At 69.8% G+C, this 25,116-nt stretch carries 2 protein-coding genes (1 of these 2 only partly in view); both read left to right on the top strand.

From position 1 onward, the window contains the following. Positions 1-194: 194 nt before the first annotated feature. Positions 195-8,399, top strand: coding sequence for an amino acid adenylation domain-containing protein (locus tag ACSUZC_RS17650; RefSeq protein ID WP_439029776.1), 8,205 nt, complete (start codon positions 195-197; stop codon positions 8,397-8,399). After that, a protein-coding gene (locus ACSUZC_RS17645) for a non-ribosomal peptide synthase/polyketide synthase (protein ID WP_439029775.1) crosses the window boundary here: on the top strand, positions 8,396-25,116 show its beginning. It continues 23,533 nt past the right edge of the window; 16,721 of the gene's 40,254 nt are visible here — the first part of the coding sequence; it begins with the start codon at positions 8,396-8,398; the stop codon falls past the right edge of the window. The genes ACSUZC_RS17650 and ACSUZC_RS17645 overlap by 4 nt, the downstream gene beginning before the upstream one ends.

Raw genomic sequence — 25,116 nt, 5'->3', positions numbered from 1 at the left:
CGTAACAAGGAAGGCAGGTGCAGCGATGGCAAAGCATGAGGCTGTCCCTGCCTCCCGGTTTCATGAGAACCCCTCGCGTGAAATAGCATGGAGATTCTGTGCCGGCGTCCGATGTGGAGGGTCTGAACGATTACCAACGGCAGTGTCGTGAGGTCTAATCGACTGCAGGACTAGCGAGGGAGTGGTCAAAGGACGTGGCAATCGCCGATTACCGTGCTGACACGCCGGGTGAGGTGGACGAGACCATTCAGGTGCTCCCTCTCACCGCGGCGCAGCGTGGCATGTGGTTTGCCGAGTCGCTGTCGTCCGAGTACTCGGTCAACATCGCTCAGTACGTGGACATCCGGCACGAGCCGGGTGGTCTGGACGTCGAACTCTTCGCCCGCTGCTGCGTCGAGGTCGGCAAGCTCGTCGAGTCGCCGTTCGTCCGCCTCACCGAGATCGACGGCATCCCCATGCAGTACGTCGACGTCGACTTCGACCAGACCGTCGACGTCATCGACTTCCGCGGCGAGGACGACCCGATCGCCGCCGCCGTGGAGTGGATGCAGGCGGAGTACCGCAGTCCGGTCGACCTGCTCCATGATCAGTTCATCGTCATCGCGATCCTGCAGGTCGCCGACGATCGCACCTTCTGGTACAACCGCGCCCACCACATCATCATCGACGGGTACGCCGCGCTGTCGATCATGCGCCGTACCGTCGATCGGTACAACGCGCTGCGTCGGGGCGAGGAGTCGCGCGACAAGGCGCCGGCCACCATGGCCGACATCGTCGCCTACGAGGAGACGTACCAGACCAGCACGCGGCGCGAGACCGACCGCGCCCACTGGCTCGAACGCGTCGCCGACCTCCCCGAGCGGGTCACCCTGTCACGGGCCGGGACCACGGGGTCGCTCTCCTTCGACAACGTCGTCTCCAGCGCCGCTCTCGATCCGGGACGCCAGCGACGGTACGAGGCCCTGGCGGGCGAGCTGAACAGTTCGCTGGCAGTGCTCATGACCTCGGCCTTCGGCGCATTCCTCGCACGCATGAGCGGCCACGACGACATCGTCATGAGCCTGCCGGTGACCGGCCGAGCGACGGCCAAGATCAAGATCTCCGGCGGCATGGTGTCCAACATCCTGCCGATCCGCCTGCGCGACGTGTTCTCGAAGTCGGTCCGTGATCTGATCCAGACCGCGCAACTCGAGCTGACCGGTGCGCTCCGTCACCAGCGCTACCGCTCCGACGACATCCGCCGCGACGCGGGCCTGGACCAGAGTTCGGTCTCCTTCGGCCCCACCATCAACATGGTGTTCTTCGACGAGCAGGTCGCGATCGACGGCACGGACATGGAATACCGGATCCTGACCTCCGGCATCCTCGAAGACCTGCTCATCAACCTGTACCAGTCGTCTCCCGCGGCGCCGCTGGTCGTCGACCTGCACGGCAATCCCCACCTCTACACCCCGGATGAGCTCGACGCGCTCCACGGTCGCTTCCTGACGTTCCTGGACCGGTTCCTCTCCGACGACGGACTCGACACCCCGGTCGCCGATGTCGACCTCCTCGTCGACGACGACCGCCGACTGTTCGACACGCTGCCCGAACCCCTTCCGGCCGCGCCCGCACCCACCCTCGTCGAGATGTTCGACGAGGTCGTGGCGAATCATCGTCACCGGGGTGCGGTGTCCGACGCCGACGGTGTCACCCTGAGTTACGCCGAACTCGCGAGCCGTTCCGACGCGGTGGCGAGTGCGCTGCGGGCCCGGGGGATCGGTGCCGGCGACCTGGTGGGTATCGCCACCGCGCGCGACACGGGCCTGGTGGTCGTGATGCTGGGCGTGCTCAAGGCCGGCGCGGGGTACCTCCCCCTGGACACCGGCAATCCCGAAGAGCGCCTGCGCTACATCATCGACGACGCGGCACCGGCGTGCCTGATCGTCTCCGACGGCGACCGCCCCGGGTGGGCGGGGGACTGCCCGGTGATCGAGACCGGCAGCCTGATGGACGAGGCGGAGTCGCTCGGTGCGGACGCCAGACCCCCGCGGGGACCGTCGACCGCCGAGGCCACCGCCTACGTCATCTACACCTCCGGTTCCACCGGCGCGCCCAAGGGCGTGGAGATCGTCCACCGCAACGTCGCGACCCTGCTGGAGGCCGCGTCCGCCGACTTCGACTTCTCACCCGAGGACGTGTGGTCGGTCTTCCACTCCTACGCCTTCGACTTCTCGGTCTGGGAGATCTTCGCGCCCCTGCTGACCGGCGGGCGTGCGGTGATCGTGGACCGGATGATCGCGCGGGCACCGGCGGAGTTCCTGCAGCTGCTGGCCGACGAGCAGATCACGGTGGCGTCGCTGACGCCGTCGGCGTTCAGCATCGTCGCCGATGTGCGGCGTCGCACGGCGACCCCGTTGTCGTTGCGCTACATCGTCTTCGGTGGCGAAGAACTCCGCTTCGACGAGGTCCACAACTGGTACGAGTCCTTCGGTGACGAGATCGCACTCGTCAACATGTACGGCATCACCGAGACGACCGTGCACGTCACGTACCGGCCGCTGGATCCCGATCTCGTCCGCGGCGAGAGCGCCAGCCTCATCGGCCGTCCGCTGAACTCCCTGGGCCTGCGAGTGCTCGACAACCGCCTGCGTCCGGTGCCCGAGGGGGCCGTCGGCGAGATCTACGTCGTGGGAGGACAACTCGCACGCGGGTATCGCAACCGGTTCGGGCTCACCGCCACCCGGTTCGTCGCCGACCTGCACGGCAGCGGTGAGAGGATGTACCGCACAGGCGATCTCGGTCGCCGCATCGGTGCCGACATCCAGTATCTCGGTCGCGCCGACACCCAGGTCCAGCTGCGCGGCTTCCGCGTCGAACTCGGGGAGGTCGAGTCGGCCCTCCGCGCCGTCGACGGTGTCAGCGCGGCGGCCGCCGTGGTGACCGACGCGGCCACCGTGGGCGGCGCCAAGCTGATCGGATATGCGGTCGTCGAATCCGGCGAATCGGGCCGGGTCGACGAGGCGAGCATCCGCGAGCAGGTGCGCGCCCATGTCCCGGCGTACATGGTCCCCGATGTCGTGATGCTGATCGACGAGCTGCCGCTGACCTCCAACGGCAAGCTCAACCGACACGCCCTACCGGCCCCGGTGTTCGCGCGCGACGAGCGCGTCGCCTATGTCGCGCCGTCGTCGCCGCGGGAGCGCGAGGTGGTCTCGATCGTCGAGGAGTTGCTCGACATCGAGCCGATCGGGTTGCAGGACAACATCTTCGCGCTCGGCGCGGACTCGTTGACCGCGGCTCGGCTGGCGTCCCGGCTGCGCACGGTCGCGGGCCTGGACATCAAGCTCGCCAACATCTTCGAGAGCCAGAGCCTCGGCGACATCATCCGGGTGGCGACCCCGGTGACCGAGGACGACGGAGCGCGTCGTCCGGAACTGCGGCCGCGACCGCGTCCCGAGCGGATTCCGCTGGCGTTCAGTCAGCGCCGCCTCTGGTTCATCAACCGGTTGGACCCGACGTCGGCCGCGTACAACATCCCCGGCGCCGTCCGACTCGGTCCCGACGTCGATGCGACGGCGCTGGCCGCGGCCATCGACGACGTCATCGAGCGTCACGAACCGCTGCGCACGACCTTCCCGGACGAGGACGGTGAGACCTACCAGTTCATCCACTCGGCCGAGGCGGCCGCCGCGGCACGGCTGTTCGACGTCGTCGACGTCGATCCCGTGGACACCGACCGCAGGCTCGCCGACTTCGCGGTGACCGGCTTCGATCTGAACTACGAATATCCGGTCCGGGCACGGCTTTTCCGCTCCGTCGGCCGCGATGGCACGCTCGACCACGTCCTCGTCGTGGTCATGCACCACATCGTCGGCGACGGCGCGTCCCTGGGTCCGCTCATCACCGACGTCCTGACGGCCTACGCGAGCCGCCTCGAACGGCGGGTGCCCGCATGGCGTCCCCTTCCGGTGCAGTACGCCGACTACGCGCTGTGGCAGCAGGACGTGCTCGGCGACGCGTCCGACGAGACCTCGCTCATGGCGGCGCAGATCGACTTCTGGCGCACCGAGCTCGCGGGCATGCCCGAACTGATCTCGCTGCCGACCGACCGCCCGCGGCCGATCCGGCCCTCCGGCGCGGGTGGCTACGTCGACACCATGCTCGACGCGGAGACGGTGGCCCGCCTGCACGCCGTGGCCGCCCATCACGGCGTGACGGTGTTCGCGATCTTCCACGCCGCACTGGCGGTGATGCTCTCGCGGTTGAGCGGGAGCGACGACGTCGCCATCGGCACCGCCATCGCGGGCCGCGACGAGCCCGAGCTGACCGATCTGATCGGCATGTTCGTCAACACCCTGGTCCTGCGGACCCGGGTGCATCCCGACACCGACCTGACCTCGTTGCTCAACGACGCCAATCACACTCGGGCGCAGGCACTCAGCAACGCCGACGTGCCGTTCGAGCAGGTCGTCGACGCGGTCGGGGCCCGCCGTTCAACGGCGCACTCGCCGCTGTTCCAGGTCGAACTCGTGATGCAGCACGACCAGGTCATGCACCTGTTCGAGGAGGAGACCGGCATCAGCGTCCTGGACGCGCGTGCCCCGTTCGCCAAGTACGATCTCTCGCTCAGCGTGGTCGAGTACTCCGACACCGGAGACCACGCGAACCAGATCTCCCTGGCCTTCGGTTATGCGCGGGACCTGTTCGACGAGGCCACCATCGAACGGTTCGCGCGCTACCTGCACGATGTCCTGGGCGCGATCGCGTCGTCGTCAGACGCCGGGACCGACCGCACGCTGCGGGTGGACGATCTGTTCGCGTTCCCCGAGGCGGAGCTGGAGACCGTTCGTGGGTGGTCGCAGGGCAGCCGTCGCGAGCTGTCGGCTCCGGACCTGGCGACGGCGCTCGCCGTCGGTTACACGACGGATCCCGCCGCGGTCGCGCTGGTCTTCGGCGACCGTGAAGTGACCTATGCGGAGTTCGCCGCCCGGGTGAACGTACTCGCCCGCACGCTCATCGCCGACGGCGTCGGACCGGATGTCGCTGTGGCGGTCTGCATCCCGCGCTCGGTGGAGCTGCTCGTCGCGGTCCATGCGATCGTGGCGGCAGGCGCCCAGTACGTGCCGATCGACACCGAGGCGCCCGCCGAACGGGCCGGCTACATGCTCGCGACCGCAGGGGCCGAGCGGGTACTCGTCGGACCGGGCGAAGCGCCGGCCGTCATCGACGAACTCGGAGACCGGGTGACGGTCACCGTCGTCGATGCGTCGAATCCCGTTGCCGCCCTGCCGGAGCGAGGCGGGGACCCGATCACGGACCCGGAACGACTCGGGTCGTTGCGCCCCGACCACGCCGCGTACACGATCTTCACCTCGGGGTCGACGGGACGTCCCAAGGGCGTCGTCGTGTCCCATCGTGCGATCATCAACCGGCTCGACTGGATGCAGGACCACTACACGCTGACCGGACGGGACGTGGTGCTGCAGAAGACGCCGGTCACCTTCGACGTGTCGGTGTGGGAATTGTTCTGGCCGTTCCTGACCGGCTCCCGCCTGGTCGTCGCCATCCCCGGCGGCCACGGTGATCCGTCCTACCTCGTCGACGTCATCCAGCACGAGAACGTCACGACCCTGCACTTCGTGCCGTCGATGCTCGCGACATTCCTCGACGTCGTCGGCGCCGCCCGCCTGGCCGAGCTCAGTTCCCTGCGGCAGGTGTTCACCTCCGGCGAGGCACTGACCGCCGCGACCGCCGGTGGGCTGCGGACGGCTCTGCCCGCGGTCGGCCTGCACAACCTGTACGGCCCCACCGAGGCCGCCGTCGACGTCACCGAGCACAACGTGCGCGGCACCGAATCCGTGGTGCCGATCGGCCGGCCCGTCCCGAACACGAGTACCCACGTCCTCGATCACCGCCTGCGCCCGCTGCCCGCCGGCGTGCCCGGCGAGATCTATCTCGGCGGCGTGCAGCTCGCCCGCGGCTACGTCTCGCAGGGCAGGCTCAGCGCCGAACGGTTCGTCGCCGACCCGTACGGCCCGCCCGGCGCGCGCCTGTACCGCACCGGCGACCTCGGCAAGTGGGGGCCGTCGGGCGAGATCGAGTACCTGGGCCGCAACGACTTCCAGGTCAAGTTGCGCGGCCAGCGCCTCGAACTGGGGGAGATCGAGGCGGCCCTGATGTCGGTTCCCGGCATCGTGCACGCGTCGGTCACGGTCGCCGATCTCGTCACGGGCCAGAGCCTGGTGGCCTACTACTCGCCGGACACCGTGACCGCCGAGGACGCCCAGGCGCACCTGCACGGCACGGTCCCTGAGTTCATGGTCCCGACCATCTGGATGCCGCTGTCGGCCATGCCGCTGAACTCGGCGGGCAAGGTGGATCGCAAGGCACTGCCCGCACCGGTCATCGAGACGAGCGAGTTCGTACCCGCGAGCACCGAGACCGAGCGTGTCATCGCCCGCGTCTTCGCCGACGTCCTGGGCGTGGACCGGATCAGTGTCGCCGAGTCGTTCTTCGACCTCGGCGGCAACTCGCTGAGTGCGACGAAGGTCGCGGCCCGGCTCTCCTCCGATCTGGAGGTCGACATCCCGGTCGCGGCGGTGTTCGACGCGCCGTCGGTGCGTGCGATGGCCGTGTTCGCCACGGAGAACGGGACCCCGTCACGTCGTCCCCGCCTGGCGGCCCGGGCACGCGGCACCAGCGCCCCGCTGTCGGCGGTCCAGCGCGGGATGTGGCTCATCAACCGGGCCGATCCCGCGTCGCCCGCCTACAACGTCGCGATGGCGCTGCGCCTGTCGGGGCGGCTCGACACCGACGCGATCGGCGCGGCCATCGAGGACCTCATCGACCGGCACGAGTCGATGCGAACCCGCTACCCGCTCGTCGACGGCGAGCCCACCCAGGTCGTTCTCGACCGGGAGTCGGCGCTGGAGCTGCTGGAGCGCAGTGTCGTCGACGTCGACGGCGATCCGGTGCCGGTGATCGCCGAGTTCACCGGCCGCGGTTTCGACGTGACCGTTGCGCCTCCGCTGCGGATGATGCTGCTCCGGCTCGACGCGACCGAGCACATCCTGGTGTTCGTGGTGCACCACATCACCGCCGACGGTGCCTCGATGCTGCCGCTGGCCACCGACGTGATGACGGCGTACTCCGCTCGGGTCGCGGGCAACCGGCCGGACTGGGAGCCGCTCGCCGTCCAGTACCTCGACTACACCCTGTGGCAGCTGGAATCCCTCGCGGTGACCGGACCCGACGGCACGACCGAGGCCGACCGGCAACTGGCGTACTGGGTGGAGCGCCTACGGAACGCGCCCGCCCGGCTCGAACTGCCCACCGACCGCCCGCGGCCGCGCACGCCGTCGTTCGTCGGCGGGGAGGTCGTCTTCGACATCGAGGGTGGCCTCGTGCGCAAGCTCGAGGCCGTCGCCCGGCAGCACAACGCCACACTGTTCATGGTCATGCAGACCGCTCTGGTGGTGTTGCTGAGCCGTCTGACCACCCAGCGCGACATCGTGATCGGCACGCCGTTCGCCGGACGCGGTCAGCCCGAACTCGACGGTGTCGTCGGCATGTTCGTCAACACGCTCGCGCTGCGCTCCCAGCTGCAGGACGAGGAGAAGTTCGCCGAGCTCCTGCAGCGGGTCCGCGACGAAGATCTGGCCGACATGGCGAACGCCGAAATCGCGTTCGATACGATCGTGTCATCTGTTCTTCACTCTCCACCCACCAGTTACAACCCGATCTATCAGGTGATGTTCGCCTACCAGAACTTCACCATTCCGACGCTCGACATGGACTCCATGACGATCGCACCGATCTCCGAGCAGCTGACCCCGGCCAAGGTGGACCTGCAGCTCACCCTGTTCCCGGTCGATTTCGGTGCACCGGCAGCAAAGGACTCTGATTCAATGACGGGCCAGTTGATCTACGCCGCCGATGTCTTCACCAAGGGAACCGTCGAGACCTACGCGCAGCGCTATCTGCGCGTGCTCGAGGAGGTCTCGGAGAACCCGCAGGTCCTGGTGGGCGACATCGACATCGCGACGGCCGCCGAGCACGCCGTCGCCGTCGAGGACGCCGGTGTCGAACTCGCGGTCGCGCTGCCCGAACTCGTCGCCCGCGCCGCCGCCGCGCGACCGGACGCCCTTGCAGCCGTGCACGGTGGTGCCGAGGTAACGTTCGCGGCGCTGTCGTCGATCAGTGATGCGATGGCTGCCGCGCTCCCGGATCCGGATTCGGCGCTCACCACCGCCTTGATGAGTCTGCTCCCGGGGCTCGCGGTGTCGGGGCCCGACGCGCTCGGTGAGGTGCTGGGTGAGCTCCGGACCAACGCGCTGCGCGTACTCCAGGCCGGATCGGGTGAGGAGTCCCGCGCAGACGATGCAGTGCAGTCGACCGAAGGAATGACTCAGACGTGACCGATGTCGATTCAACGGCTTCCAACCTCTCGCTCACCTGGGGCTCGCGGCCTTCGACACTTCACCTGATCGCCTACTCGGCCGGGATCGCGCCGACCGAGACCGCCTACGAGGCGGCAACGGGTCCGGTCACCTTCGGCGAGCTGTACACACGCGTGTCGGCGACCGCCGGCGTGTTCATCGCCCAGGGCCTCGACACCGAGGCCGCGGTCGGCGCGGGAATCACCCAGACCGAGGCCGCGCCCGGTCGCTCGCCCGCCGAGATCGCCGATGCCACCCGACGTGCGATCGCGCTCGTCCGCGACCGCGCCTTCGAGCTCATCGGCAGCACCGACCTCGGTTCGCTGCCCGGCCTGTTCCGTTCCGCGGTCGCCCGGCACGCCGACCGACCCGCGGTCAGCGACTCGACCGGAACCCTCACCACCTACGGCGAACTCGACGAGCGCTCCGATGCCCTCGCGCGCGGACTCCGTGCCGCCGGTGCGGGACCCGGCCTGCTCATCGGCGTGGCCCTCCCGCGCCGCACCGACCTGATCGTGGCGCTGCTCGCCGTGATGAAGACCGGCGCGGCGTACCTGCCGCTCGACCGCTCGCAACCGGTGGCCCGTGCCCGGTCGATCGTCGAGGACGCCGAGCCGCTGCTCGTCCTCGCCGATGCCGAACTCGCGGCCGACTGGGCCGAGATCGACGTCAGGTTCGTCGCTCCCGACGATGCGGACGTCCCGGCTGCCGGTACCGACGAGATGCCTGCTCTCGACGACCGGCTGCCCGCCTATCTGATCTACACCTCGGGCTCGACCGGCAAGCCCAAGGGCGTCGTCGTCTCCCATCGCGAGGTCGTCGCGCTGATGAAGTCGGCAGCCGAGGAGTTCTCCTTCGGCGCCGACGACGTGTGGACGCTGTTCCACTCCTATGCCTTCGACTTCTCCGTCTGGGAGATCTGGGGTCCGCTGGTGACGGGCGGTCGTGTGGTCGTCGTCGACCAGGACACGACCCGCGACCCGGACGCGTTCGTCGAACTCCTGGCCGCCGAGCGCGTCACCGTGCTCAGCCAGACGCCGTCGGCCTTCTACCAGCTCGTCGCCGCACAGCGCCGTCGCAAGGCCGCACTGGCGTTGCGCTACATCGTCTTCGGCGGTGAGGCACTGAGCTTCGAGCAGGTACGGCGCTGGTTCGACGACAACCCGGACGATCGCGCGCAGCTGGTCAACATGTACGGCATCACCGAGACGACCGTGCACGTCAGTCACCGTGCGCTGGAGCGGGATTCGGTGTCCGCGGGCGACGCGTCGTTCATCGGCCGGCCGCTGTCGTCGCTGAACATCCACATCCTGGACTCGCGCCTGCGGCCGGTGCCCGAGGGCGTGATCGGCGAGATGTACGTGACGGGAACCCAGCTCGCGCAGGGTTACCGCAGGCGCGCCGGGCTGAGCGCGACCCGGTTCGTCGCCAATCCGTTCGGCGGCGGACTCGCCGCGGGCGACCGCATGTACCGCACCGGAGATCTTGCGCGTCGGGTCGGCGACGACATCGAGTACCTCGGTCGCGGCGATGCGCAGGTGCAGCTCCGCGGATTCCGCATCGAATACGGCGAGATCGAGGCCGCCCTGATCGGTGTCGAGGGAATCGCCGCCGGCGCCGCGAACGTGGTCGAGCTCCCGGACCGCGGCGAGATCCTCGCCGCCTACGTCGTTTCCGAGCCCGGTGCCGTCGTCGACGAGCAACTCGTCCGCCGCCGCGTCGCGACCGAGGTGCCGGAGTACATGGTCCCCGACGTGGTCATGTCGGTCGAGCGCCTCCCGCTGACGCAGAACGGCAAACTCGACCGCGGTGCGCTGCCGCGGCCGGTACTCGCGACGACGACCGAGTTCGTCGCCCCGCAGAACGACACCGAGACCGCTCTGCGCGACATCTTCGCCGAGGTCCTCGGTCTCGAGGACATCAGTGTGGTCGAGTCGGTGTTCGACGTCGGCGGCAACTCGTTGCTCGCCGCGCGGATCGTCGGCCGCGCCGCCGAGACGCTGGGCGTCGATCTCACCGTCCGCGATCTGTTCGACGCGCCGACGGTGCGCGATCTCGCCCTCGCCGCCGCCTCGAAGCGCCCCGGCCTGCCCCCGATCGAACCCGCCGCCGCCCGTCCCGAGCGGATCCCGCTGTCCCTCGCGCAGCAGCGGATGTGGTTCATCAACCGGTTCGACCCCGCGTCGCCGGCCTACAACATCCCGATGGTGCTGCGACTGTCGGGAGCGCTCGACGCCGATGCCCTGCGGACCGCACTGCTCGACGTGATGGAGCGGCACGAGGTCCTGCGCACCACCTATCCCGAAGCCGACGGCGAGCCCTACCAGATGGTGCACGCTCCGTCCGCCGCCGCGGAGATGCTCGACTGGCATACGGTCGCCGAATCCGAGCTCCCGGCCCTGCTGTTGCGCGGTTTCGATGTCACCACCGAACTCCCTGTGCGCGTGGGCGTCTCCCGCACCTCGGAGACAGAGGCCGTGCTCGGCCTGGTCGTGCACCACATCTCCTGCGACGGAGAGTCGCTCGCGCCGCTGGTCGGCGACCTGATCACGGCGTACACCGCCCGGGTGGCCGGTGACGCGCCGTCCTTCGACCCACTGCCGGTGCAGATGGCCGACGTCGCGCTGTGGCAGCGCCGGGTGCTCGGTGCGGCGACCGACGAGTCATCGCTCATCGGTGCGCAGCTGCAGTACTGGGCGCGGCAACTCGACGGCGTCCCCGATGTCCTGGAGCTCCCCACCGACCGTCCACGGCCCGCCGTCGCCTCACAGCGTGGCGCACGCGTGGAGTTCGCTGTGCCGCAGGAGATCTCCGAACGAGTCGCCGGGATCGCCCGGGAACGTGGGCTGACCCCGTTCATGGTCGCGCACGCCGCGCTGTCGGTACTGCTGTCCCGTCTCTCGGCCACCGAGGACATCGCCGTCGGCACGCCCATCGCCGGCCGCGGGCAGTCGATCCTCGATCCGATGGTGGGCATGTTCGTCAACACGCTCGTCCTGCGGACCGGTGTCGACGCCCATCGCACGTTCGGCGAACTGCTCGACGACGTCCGGCGCACCGACCTCGAGGCCTTCGCGAATGCGGACATCCCCTTCGAGGCGGTTGTCGAACGGGTCAATCCCCTGCGTTCGGAGGCCTATGCGCCGCTGGCTCAGGTGTGGCTCGCCTTCGATCAGTCGGCGATCGCCGACCTGGCGTCGCAGACGCTGACCATCGCCACCGAGGACCGCGACGCGGGAGGCCTCGCGGTCACCCCGGTCGAACCGCAGGACATGTCCGCGAAGGTGGACCTGACGCTGGGAATCGCCGACAACGGCGACAACTGGCAGGGGTCGGTGGTCTACGCGACCGATCTGTACGACGCCGACACCGTGCGTGTCCTCGCCGATCGGTTCGTCCGCGTTCTCGACGCCCTCACCGCTGACCCCGATGCGGTCATCGGTGACACCGACCTGGTGACCGAGGCCGAGCTCGAACTGATCGACCGGTGGGGGAGGGGTGCCCGCGCAGGCGCGCCCACACCACCGGGAACGGTCGCCGACGCGTTGTCGGAGTCGTTCGCGCGCAACGCATCCCGGACCGCCGTCCGCGCCGATGGAGGTGCGCTGGACTACGCCGGATACGGCGCACTCGTCAATGCGTTCGCTCGCCGTCTCGTCGACGCGGGCGTCGGACCCGAGGTCGCGGTGGCCGTCGCCGTCCCGCGCTCGGTGGAGATGCTCGTCGCCGTGCACGGCGTCGTCCTCGCGGGCGGGCATTACGTACCACTGGATCCGGCGGCGCCCGAGGACGTCGTGCGCAGGCAACTGGCCATGTCCGGGACAGCCGTGCTCGTGGTCGCCGGTGACACCCCGGCCTGGGCGCGGGATGCCGGGGACACGATCACCGTGCTGTACGTGGATCTGCCAGAGCTCTCGACGGCGCCGTCGGAGCCGCTCACCGCCGCCGCCCGCCGCGCACCGCTGCGCGTCGAGCACCCGGCGTACACGCTGTTCACCTCCGGCTCGACCGGACAACCCAAGGGTGTGACGGTCACCCACCGCGGACTGCGCGACATGCTGGCCTGGTTCGGCGCCTACACCGGTGACCCGGCCGACGAGCGCGTACTGGTCAAGACGCCGTACACCTTCGATGCCTCGGTGTGGGAACTGTTCTGGCCGTTCGTCAGTGGCGCGACCGCGGTAGTGGCCGCGCCCGACGGTCATCGCGACCCCGCGCACCTCGCCCGGATGATCGCCGACGAACAGGTCACCTCGGTGCAGTTCGTCCCGTCGCTGCTCGCCGTGTTCCTCGACGAGACCTTCGATCCCGCCACCGGTCTGTCGTCGGTGCGCCAGATCTTCACCGGCGGTGAGGCACTCACTCCCGCGGTGACCCAGCAGACCCTCGCGGCGGCCCCGCACACGGTCATCGTCAACCAGTACGGTCCGACCGAGATGACCGTCGACGCGACGATCGCGACACTGGCCGAGCCGGTCGACGTCGTCCCGGTCGGTCGTCCCGCCCCGGGTCTGACCGCACGCATTCTCGACGCGCGACTACGTCCGGTCGCACCCGGCGTGCCGGGTGAGTTGTATCTGGGTGGTGCGCAGATGGCGCGCGGTTACGCCGCCGCCCCGGCGCTCACCGCCGCGTCCTTCATCGCCGATCCCGCAGGCGATCCCGGTGCCCGCCTGTACCGGACGGGCGACCTGGCGCGGTGGCGTGCCGACGGAGAGATCGAATACCTCGGCCGCAGCGACTTCCAGGTCAAGATCCACGGTCAGCGCATCGAACTCGGCGAGACCGAAGCGGTCTTGGCGGCGGCACCGGGAGTGGTCTCGGTCGCGGCGGCGGTCACCAGGACCGCGGCGGGTGACGCCCTCGTCGCCTACCTCACCGGACATCCGGGCGACACGATCGACGTCGACGCGGTCCGTGCCTTCGCGGCCGATCGGTTGCTCGCACACCTGCGTCCGACACTGTGGGTCGTGCTCGACGAGATGCCCCGCAACGCATCGGGCAAGGTGGACCGGCGCGCATTGCCGGCCCCCACGCTGACCGAGTCGGAGATCGTCGAGCCGGCGACCCCGGCCGAGCAGGCGCTCGCCGATGTGGTTGCCGAGGTACTCGGCGTGGAGCGGGTGTCGGTCGTGGACTCCTTCTTCGACCTCGGCGGCAACTCGCTGGCCGCCATGCGCGTGGCCGCCCGCGCCGGTGCGGCACTCGGCGTCGAGGTGAGCGTGCGCGACCTCTTCGACGCCCCGAGTGTGCGCGAACTGGCCCTCCGTGTCGCCGACCGCGTACCCGGCCTGCCGCCGGTGACCGCGGTCTCCCCGCGTCCCGACGAGATCCCGCTGTCCTATGCGCAGCAACGGATCTGGTTCATCAACCAGTTCGACACCGCGTCGGCCGCCTACAACATCCCGATCGCGCTGCGGCTGCGCGGCAAACTCGACATCGCCGCCCTGCGCGCCGCGATGGTCGACGTGGTGGAACGCCAGGAAGTCCTTCGCACCGTCTTCCCGTCGATCGACGGGGCCCCGCGCCAGATCATCGGCGACGCCGCGGGTGTGGGAGCCGAACTCGACTGGGACGTCGTCGACGACGAGTCCGATCTCTACGCCGCGGCCGGTGCCGGGTTCGACGTGACCACGCAGCGTCCCATCCGGATCCGCGTCCACCGTGTCGACGACCTCGAACACATCGTCCTCATCGTGATCCACCACATCGCGGGCGATGGTGAGTCGATGCGCCCGCTGGTCACCGATGTGGTGACCGCGTATGTCGCACGGTCGCAGGGTCGGGCACCGGAATTCGCCGACCTCGAGGTGCAGTTCGCCGATGTCGCGCTGTGGCAGCGGCGTGAGCTGGGCTCGATCGACGATCCGACGTCGCGCGTGTCCGCGCAGGTCGACTACTGGCGGTCGCGGCTGGGTGGGCTGCCCGAGGTGCTCGAGCTGCCCGCCGACCGTCCCCGCCCCCGCGTCGCCTCGATGCAGGGTGCGGAGGTGGACTTCGAGATCGACTCGGCGACAGCAGATGTCGTCCGCAGGTTGGCCGCCGAACGCGGCGTCACCGAGTTCATGGTCATCCACGCCGCGCTCGCGGTGCTCCTGTCACGTCTGTCGGCCACCGACGACATCGCGATCGGCACCCCGATCGCCGGCCGTGGCGACGCCGCCCTCGATCCGCTCGTCGGCATGTTCGTCAACACCCTGGTGCTCCGTACCGTCGTCGACCCGGGACAGCGGTTCGCCGACCTCCTCGACTCGGTGCGGGTCACCGACCTCGACGCGTTCGCACACGCCGACGCCCCGTTCGAAGCGGTCGTCGATGCGCTCTCACCGTCCCGTTCCGAGGCGTTCGCACCGCTCACGCAGATCCTGCTCACCGTGGATCCGACGCCCGCGGACCCCTCGACGCTCGTCGCCGACATCGACGATCTCGCGGTCGAAGTGGTGGAGACCGAAGAGAACTCGGCCAAGGTCGACCTGACCGTGGGGCTCCGCGGCGGCCGCGGCGGGTCCTGGATCGGCCGCGTCAACTACGCCACCGATCTGTTCGACGAGGCGACCGTGGCGGGCATGATGCGCCGCTTCGCCCGGTTGTTGCACGACCTCGCCGCCGATGCCGACGCGGTGGTCGGTGACGCCGAACTGCTCGACCCCGCAGAACGTGCGGAACTCACCCCCGTGGGCCGGAAGCCGGCGAAACCCGCTGAGCCACTGGCAGATCTGTTCGCCGACGCGGCCACCCGCGGCGCCGATCGCGTCGCGGTCGCCGACCCCGGTCGGTCCCTGACGTATCGGGAACTCGACGCGCAGTCGAACCGACTCGCGCGCCATCTGCTCGCGCAGGGCATCGGCCGCGGAACACTGGTGGCGCTGGTCATCCCGCGCTCGGTCGACCTCATGGTCGCGATCTGGGCGGTCGCGAAGACCGGCGCCGGATATGTGCCGATCGACCCCGACTACCCGGCCGACCGCGTCGCACACATGATCACCGACTCCGGCGCGGCCATCGGTCTCACGCTGGCCGGGGTCGCCGACGTCGATGCCTTCGGCGGACGATGGATCGCCCTCGACTCCGACGCCGTGACCGCCGCGGTGTCGGCACACCACGACGCCCCGGTCACCGACCTGGATCGTGGCGTCCCGGTGCGCACCGACGACACCGCCTACGTGATCTACACGTCGGGTTCGACGGGACTCCCCAAGGGTGTCGCCGTCACCCACGGCGGACTCCGGAACTTCGGCATCGAAGCGGTCGAGCGGTCCGGGATCACCGGGGACTCCCGCGTACTCGGGTTCGCCTCACCGAGTTTCGACGCCTTCGTACTCGAGTACCTGCTCGCGTTCACCGCGGGCGCCGCAGTCGTCTACCGGCACCGCGACGCGGTCGCGGGCGCGCCGCTCGCCGACTTCATGCGCGAGCAGCGGATCACCCACACGTTCCTCACCCCGACCGTGCTGGCGTCGCTGGATCCGGCCGAGCTGCCCTCGCTGGAAACCGTCTGGGCGGGCGGAGAGGCCGTGCCCGAGGGACTGCGCGACCGCTGGAGCCGGTTCGTGGCCTTCCGGAACGTCTACGGTCCCACCGAGACCACCATCGTCATCACCGTCGCCCCGCCGACGCATGCGGGCGAACCGCTGTACATCGGGCCGCCCATCGACGGCATCGACCTGCTGGTGCTCGACGGCCGACTCCGTCCGGTGCCGGTCGGGGTGGCGGGCGAACTCTATGTCAGCGGACCGGCTCTCGCGCGCGGCTATCTGGACCGGCCCGGTCTGACCGCCGAACGTTTCGTCGCCGATCCGTACGGTGCACCCGGCACGCGGATCTATCGGACGGGAGACGTCGTCCGGTGGGCTCGCGACCGCAACGGCGCGTTGACGGTCGACTACGTCGGTCGCTCCGACGACCAGATCAAGCTCCGCGGTCTGCGCATCGAACTCGGCGAGATCGAGAACGCGCTGACCGATCACCCGTCCGTCGCCTCCGCGGTTGTCGTCGGGGTCGACGCCGATGGCGGACTCGCAGCGAGCGGGCAGTCGGTGGTGACCGCACTCGCCGCGTACGTGGTTCCACGCGACACCGTCGAGATCGCTTCGCTGCGCGATCATCTCGCGGATCGGCTGCCCCTGTTCATGGTGCCGGCGAGTATCACCGTCCTCGACGCGCTCCCGCTGACCCCGGTGGGCAAGCTGGATCGCCGCGCGCTGCCCGCACCCACGATCGAGGTCGAATCCGACCACGTGGAACCCGAGAACGCGGTCGAGCAGCAGCTCGCCTCGATCATCGCCGGCCTGCTGGGGCTCGAACGGGTCAGCGTCACCGACTCGTTCTTCGCCCTCGGCGGCGATTCGATCATGTCCATCCAGGTCGCGTCGGCCTCGCGGGCCGCCGGTATCGACGTCTCGCCGCGCGACATCTTCGAGCACAAGACCGTGCGCGGGATCGCTCGTGCGATCGGCTCCCGTGGCGAACGGGTCCCGGCGCTCGAGGAGCTCGCCGGAGGTGGGGTCGGTCCGATGACCGTTCCGCCGGTGGTGTCCTGGGTCCTGGAACAGACCGACGACATCTCGGACTTCGCCGACTTCTCTCAGTCGATGGTGCTCACCGCACCGACCGGGCTCACCGTCGAGGTCGCGCAGGCACTCCTCGCGCAGGTGGTCGACGTCCACCCGATGCTCGGTGCCGCTGTCGAACCCGGCGAGAACCCGGGTGAATGGCGGATGCGCACCGGGGTCGCGCCGTTGCAACCCGGAGCGGTGACCACGCTGACGAGTACCGCACCCGCCGGCGAGCAGGGCTTCGACGATGCCGTCGTCGCCGCCTTCGAAGAGGCGTCACGGCGCCTCGACCCGACCACCGGACAGCTCGTCGCGGCTGTCCTCCTGACCGATCCCGCCGGTGACGCGCGGCTGGTCGTCGTCATCCACCACCTCGGCGTCGATGCCGTGTCGTGGCGCGTGATCATCGAGGACCTGCTGACCGCGTGGGCGCAACACGAAGCGGGCCGGCCGTACTCGCTGCGCCCGGAGGTCACCTCTGCGCGCGGTTTCGCCGCGGCGCTCGACGCCCGGCGTCCCGACCGCGACCACGAGCTGCGCTACTGGCTCGATCGATCGCCGGAACAGGTCACCGATCTCGGGGGACGCCTCGATCGCGGGCGCGACCGCATGTCCACCACCGAGACCGTGGTGCACACCGTCGGCTCGGCGGTCACCGAGGCGTTGCTCACGACCGTGCCCACCGCGTTCCGGGGCAATGTGAACGACGCCCTCGTCGCGGCGCTCGCGCGCGCGGTCCGCTCGTGGCAGCAATCCCGCGGCATCGCCGACGACGCCCCCGTCACCCTGCTGCTCGAGGGCCACGGCCGGTACGAAGAGGCGTTGCTGCGCGGCGACGATCCGCGGACCGTCGACCTGTCGCGCACCGTGGGGTGGTTCACGACCATCGCTCCGATGGCCGTCGACGTCCGCGGGGACGCCATCCGGACCGTCAAGGCGGCCAAGGAAGAACGGGCGGGCCAGCCGGACAACGGGATCGGATACGGCCTGCTCCGCTACGCCGGCACCGAACTCTCGCGTCGCCCGCTGCCGAACATCGGATTCAACTATCTCGGCAACGTGACCGGGGCCGGCGGTGCCGCCGCGACCGAGACCGACGCCGCGATGGCGTTCCTGCCCGATCCGTCGGCGCCCCGCCTCCCGGGCACGGTCACCGGTGCCATGGTGGTACCGAATCTGTTGAGCATCAACGCCGGAACCGCCATCGGCGACGACGGCCGCGAATTCGTCGCCGGGTTCACCTTCCCCCGCGGGGTCCTCGATCCCGCAGACGTCGAGGATCTCGCGCGGCGCTGGGATACCGAACTCGCGCTCGTCGTCGACGAGATCGGCCGGGTCGGCGATCCGGGCCTGTCGCCCTCGGACGTCGTGGGCGCCCGCATCACCCAGGACGACCTCGACCACCTGGCGCACACCCATCCGGGCGCCGACGTGTGGCCGCTCTCGCCGCTCCAGCGCGGCCTGCAGTTCCAGGCCGAGCTCGCCGCGGCCCGCCGGGATCAGGGCGCCGTCGACGTGTACACGGCGCAGGCGGTGCTGACCCTCAAGGGAGAGATCGACGCCGACCGCCTCGCCGAAGCGGTGCGCGAGGTGTTCGACAAGCATCGGGTACTGCGCTCCAGCTTCATCCGCGTACCGAGCGGCGAGGTCGTCGCGGTGGTACCGGACACCGTCGACATCCCCTGGCGGGTCGTCGATCTCGACACCGACCCGGATTCCGGGCGCGACGCCTCGGGAGGCGTGGCAGACGTTGCGGCGCTCGAGCGGGCCACCTCGTTCGATCTCGAGTCCGGGCCGCTGATGCGGTTCGTCCTGGTGCGCAGCGGCGCGTCGTCGACCCTCGTGGTCACCAGCCACCACATCCTGATCGACGGTTGGTCGAGCCCGCTGATCATGGCGGACCTGTTCGCGCTGTACGCAACCGGACAGACCTACACCGGCACCGTGGCCGACGCCGCGTCCGGCTCCGGTGCCCCCGGCTCGAACGCTCCCGGTGACTACCACGACTACCTGCGCTACATCGCCGATTCCGACACCGAGGCGGGCATCGCCGCCTGGCGTTCGGTGCTGTCGATCGTGGACGAGCCGACCCTGGTGGGCGCCGGCCGTGAGGCCACCAGCGACCAGTTGCCCCGGGACCACAGCGTGCTGTTGCCGCCCGAGATCACCTCGGCCATCGAAGATCTCACGCGTACACGGGGTGTCACCGTCTCGACGGTGATGCAGTTCGCGTGGTCGGTGTTGCTGTCCCGGATCACCGGTCAGCGGGTGGTCGTCTTCGGCGAGACCGTCTCCGGCCGGCCCGCCGACCTCGACGGCGTCGAGACGATGGTGGGCCTGTTCATCAACACGTTGCCCGCGGTCGCCGACGTCGACCCGAACAGCAGCGCCGCCGACGTCCTCGACGCCCTGCAGGCGTCGAAGGTGGCCGTCCTCGATCACCAGCACCTCGGCCTGCCCGAACTCACCGCGCTGGTGGGCCGCGGCCAGTTGTTCGACACCCTGACCGTGCACGAGTCGTACCCGGTCGATGCACAGTCGCTGAAGCAGGGCGCCGACGCGGGCGGTATCGGCATCGCCGACCTCGAGGCGTCCGACTCGACCCACTATCCGCTCAACATGGTCACCGGCGTGATCGGCGACCGTATCGAGTTGAAGCTGAAGTACCTGCCCGCGGCGTTCGACGAGCGTCAGGTGCAGGTGTACTCGGATGCGCTGGTACGCATCCTGACGACTCTGGTGACCGATCCGGCCATCGAGGTCGGCGCGATCTCGTTGCTCGACGACGCCGACTACCGCCGTGGGCTCGTCGCACCGGTCACCCGCACCCCCAACACCGATTCGTCGCTGGTGGCACTGTTCGACCGTGCGGTCTCGGCGCATGCGGACCGTCCCGCGGTCACCGACACCGCCACGACGGTGACCTATCGCGATCTCGACGAGCGGTCGGCCGCGATCGCCGCGGCTCTGCGGGCCCGGGGTGTCCGGGCGGGCGACCTGGTGGCGGTCGCGCCATCACGCACCGTCGACCTCGTCGCCTCCATCCTGGGCGTGTTGCGTTCCGGTGCCGGATATCTCCCTCTCGACACGACCAACCCGGTCGAGCGACTCGCCTTCATCGTCGGTGACGCCGCACCGAGCGCGGTGATCATCGACGAGACCACCGCCGGCTTCGACCTGTGGTCGCAGCTCGGTTCGGTTCCGGTGGTGACGGTCGACGAGCTGGCCGGCGAGGGTGCCGACGCCGCGACGGAACCGGTCTCGATCCACCCGGACTCGCGCGCCTACGTCATCTACACGTCGGGTTCCACCGGCCGCCCCAAGGGCGTCGAGGTGACCCATCGCGACGTCATCACGCTGATGGACACCGCCGCAGGCGATTTCGAGTTCGACGCGACGGACGTGTGGACCATGTTCCACTCCTACGCCTTCGACTTCTCGGTCTGGGAGCTCTGGGGTCCGCTGCTCACCGGTGCCCGCCTGGTCCTGGTCGACCGCGACCTGGCCCGCGCGCCGGAGGAATTCGTCGACCTCCTCGCGCGTGAGGGGGTCACGGTCCTCAGCCAGACACCATCGGCGTTCTATCAGCTCGCCGAGGCCCGGCGACGCAACGACGCCGCGCTCTCGTTGCGCTACATCGTGTTCGGTGGCGAGGCCCTCAGCTTCGAGCAGGTCCGCCGCTGGTTCGACGACCATCCCGGCGAGAGCACGGTGCTGGTCAACATGTACGGCATCACCGAGACGACCGTGCACGTCAGCTTCCGTCCGCTCGATCCGGCGTCGGTGGCAGCCGACGACGCGAGCTTCATCGGGCGTCCGCTGTCGTCGCTGGCCATCCACGTGCTCGACGACCGGCTCCGCCCGGTTCCCGAGGGTGTCGTCGGCGAGATGTATGTCACCGGTGGGCAACTGGCGCAGGGCTATCTCGAACGCGCCGGCCTGTCCGCGACACGTTTCGTGGCCTCTCCCTACGGCGAGCCCGGCTCCCGGATGTACCGCACCGGCGACCTGGCCCGCCGGGTGGCCGACGACATCGAGTACCTCGGCCGCGGCGACGCACAGGTGCAGTTGCGCGGCTACCGCATCGAGTTCGGTGAGATCGAGGCCGCGCTGCTCGCGGTGCCCGGAGTGACCGCCGCGGCCGCCCGGGTCGTCGAGATCCCCGGTCGCGGTGAGCAACTCGTCGGTTACCTGGTGATCGACAGCGGTGGTGCCGACGTCGATGCCGCGCAGGTGCGGCGGATCGCCGCGCGCGCGGTACCCGCGTACATGGTGCCCGACCAGATCGCGGTCCTCGACACCCTGCCGCTGACCGCCAACGGCAAACTCGACCGCGACGCGCTGCCGGTGCCCGATTCCGGTGTGACCTCCGACGAGGTGGTCGCCCCGGCGACCGCCGCGGAGACGGCGGTCGCCGAGGTGTTCGCCGACGTTCTCGGTCTCGACGAGCTCGGCGTGACGACGAGCTTCTTCGACCTCGGCGGAAACTCGCTGTCGGCAACGCGTCTGGCCTCCCGGGTCGCCGATGCGCTCGGCGTCGACGTCTCGGTCCGCGACGTCTTCGAGGCGCCGTCGGTGCGCGACCTCGTCGCCGCGGTGTCCGGCGACGACGCGCAGTCCGCCGGGAACACGACGCGGGGCGCGAACCTGCCACCCGTGGTCGCGGTCACGCCGCGTCCGGACCGGATCCCGCTGTCCTTCGCGCAGCAACGCCTCTGGTTCATCAACCGGTTCGAACCCGCATCGTCGACCTACAACATCCCGATCGGATTGCGCCTGCGCGGGCCGGTCGACGCCGACGCCCTGCACGCCGCGGTCGAGGACCTCGTCGTGCGCCAGGCCGTTCTGCGGACGACGTTCCCCGACGTCGACGGTGTCCCGTATCAGCGGATCCACGGCCGCGACGAGATCGACCGCCTCGACTGGGCGATCGTGGACTCACAGGAGCAGCTCGAAGCCGCCATCACCTCGGGCTTCGACGTCACGACCGACTGGCCCATCCGTGCGCGGCTGTGGCCGGTCGCCGCCGACGAATTCGTCTTCGTCGTGGTCGTGCACCACATCGCCGCCGACGGCGAGTCGATGAAACCCATGCTCGCGGACCTGATCACCGCCTACGGTGCGCGCGTGTCGGGTCAGGCGCCCGCGTACACCGAGCTCGAGGTCGAGTTCGCCGACTACGCACTGTGGCAGCATGACGTCTTCGGCTCGGCCGGCGACCCGGACTCGCTCATCGCCGCCCAGCTGGACTACTGGACGAGCCAGCTCGCCGGCACGCCGGACGTTCTCGAACTGCCCACCGATCGCCCGCGCCCGCCGGTGGCGTCGCAGCGCGGCGCCCGATTCGACTTCGACATCCCGGCCCCGGTCGGCGATGCGATCGAACGGGTCGCATCCGAACGCGGGGTGACCCCGTTCATGGTCGTGCACGCCGCGCTCACAGTGCTGCTCGCGCGTCTCTCGGCAACCGACGACATCGTCGTCGGCACCCCCATCGCGGGGCGTGGAAAGGCCGCACTCGACGCGCTGGTCGGCATGTTCGTGAACACTCTCGTGCTGCGCGTGCCGGTGGCAGGTGACGAGACCTTCGAGGCGCTGCTGGACCGGGTGCGCACCACCGATCTGGATGCGTTCGCCAACTCCGACGTCCCGTTCGAGACGCTCGTGGAGACCCTCAATCCGGTGCGGACGGAATCCTTCGCTCCACTGGCACAGGTCAACCTCACCTTCGACCAGTCCGCGTCCGCGGACTTCGCCATCGACGCCGAACAGAGCGGGTCGATCGGTGATCTCGGGTTCGAGCCTCTTCCGCCGGCGGCCCCGGGCGCCAAGGTCGACCTGAACTTCGCCATCGACAGGGGAGACGACGGTCGGCGATGGGCCGGTTCGGTCATCTACGCGACCGATCTCTTCGACGAGTCGACGATCGACGCGCTGACGCAGCGGCTGGTCGCCGTGCTGCAGTCCGTCCTGGCGGCACCGGCGCGGCCGGTCGGCGATGCCGATCTCGTGCTGCCCGCCGAGGCGACCCGCCTGCAGAACTTCGAGGTGGGGCCCCGAGCCGAGGTGGGTGCGCCGGACACGGTCGCCGACCTGGTGTCGACGTGGGCCGCCGCCACACCCGATGTACCCGCGGTCATCTACGACGACCGGGTCGTCGACGCGGCGGAGTTCGCCGCGCGCGTGTCGCTGCTCGCGCGCGAACTCATCGATGCCGGCGTCGGACCGGATGCGGCGGTCGGGGTCTGCCTCGACCGGTCGGTCGAGATCATGGTCGCGGTGCACGCGATCGTCGCGGCCGGCGGTCAGTACGTGCCGATCGACCCGGAGAGTCCCGTCGAGCGGAGCCGCTACATCCTGGAGACGGCGCGGGTCTCGACCGTCGTGACCGGACCGGGTGCACCGCCGGCGGCCCTCGCCGGATTCGCGGGCCTTCTCGTGCGCGCCGACAGCTCGGCGCCGCTGCCCGACGCACCGGTGCCGCCGGTGACCGCCGCGGAACGTCTCGGGGTCGTCCATCCGGACAACGCCGTGTACACGATCTTCACGTCCGGCTCCACGGGCCGTCCCAAGGGCGTGACCGTCACCCACGGCGCCCTGCGGAACACGCTGGCCTGGTTCAGTGACTCCAACGGCGAAGGCGCACATCGCTTCCTGATGAAGACGCCGTACACCTTCGACGCCTCGGTCTGGGAATTCTTCGGACCGGTCTTCAACCGGAGCGCGGTCGTCGTGGCCGAGCCCGGCGGACACCGCGATCCCCGCTACCTGGCGGGACTCATCGAGCGTCACGGCGTGACGTCGGTCAAGTTCGTCCCCTCGATGCTGGCCGCCTTCCTGGACGGTGCGACCGGGGCGGGCATCGAGAAGCTCGCGACCCTGCGCCGCATCTTCTCCGGCGGCGAGGCCCTGCTGCCCGGTCTGGCCACCGGCCTGGCCGCCGAACTGCCCGACGCGCTTCTGGTGAACCAGTACGGTCCCACCGAGGCCGTGGTCGACATCACCTACGGCGCGGTCACCGACCCGTCGGCGCAGAACATCCCGATCGGCACGCCGGTCTGGAACTCGTCCGTGCATGTCCTCGACGCCCGCCTGCGGCCGGTGCCCGTGGGTGTCGCGGGAGAGCTGTATCTGGGCGGCGTGCAGTTGGCCCGCGGTTACGCCTCGCGTTCCGGGCTGACCGCCGAGACCTTCGTGGCCGATCCGTTCGGACCGGCCGGTGCCCGGTTGTACCGCACCGGTGACCGGGGCCGATGGAACGCCAACGGTGAACTGGAATACTTGGGGCGCAACGACTTCCAGGTGAAGCTGCGTGGCCAGCGCATCGAACTCGGCGAGATCGAGTCGATCCTGGGCTCGGCGCCCGGCGTCGTGCACACCGCCGTCGTCGTCTCCGCCCCGGCGGGCGGAGGCGAACAGCTGGTCGCCTACCTCGCCGGCGGTCCGGGCGTGACGCCCGACCTCGACGCGGTCAAGGACCTCGCGCGTCGCGGCCTTCCGCAGTTCATGGTGCCGACGACCTGGATGGTCCTCGACCAGATGCCGCTGACCACGTCGGGGAAGGTCGATCGTCGCGCGCTGCCCGCACCCGATGTCAGCCAGCGCGAGGTGGTCGCACCCGCGAACGACGCCGAAGCCGCGGTGGCCGAGGCGTTCTCGGGCCTGCTCGGCGTAGACGACATCGGTGTCACCGAGAGCTTCTTCGACATCGGAGGAACGTCTCTTTCGGCGATGCGCCTCGCGGCCCGCGTCTCCGACGTCCTCGGGGTCGAGGTGTCGGTCCGCGACATCTTCGACTCCCCGACGGTTCGGGACCTCGTGGCCGGCACCACCGAACGCGGCCGGGCGTTGCCGCCGGTCGTCGCGGTGTCGCCACGCCCGCAACGTATCCCGTTGTCGTTCGCGCAACAGCGGATGTGGTTCATCAACCAGTTCGACCCGACGCTGCCGACCTACAACATCCCGACTGTCGTGCGGTTGGCCGGGGACCTCGACGTGGCGGCGCTGCAGGCGGCGATCGCCGACGTGGTGGCGCGGCACGACGTGCTGCACACGACGTTCCCGCAGGACGAACACGGCCCGTACCAACTGATCTCGGACGCGGCGGAGGTCGGGTCCCGCCTCGACTTCTCGATCGTCTC

Origin of the sequence: Gordonia terrae, from assembly GCF_051789125.1 — a bacterium.
Classification (GTDB): domain Bacteria; phylum Actinomycetota; class Actinomycetes; order Mycobacteriales; family Mycobacteriaceae; genus Gordonia; species Gordonia terrae_A.
Note: the sequence above shows the minus strand (reverse complement) of the source record. Positions and strands in the feature narration are given on the sequence as shown.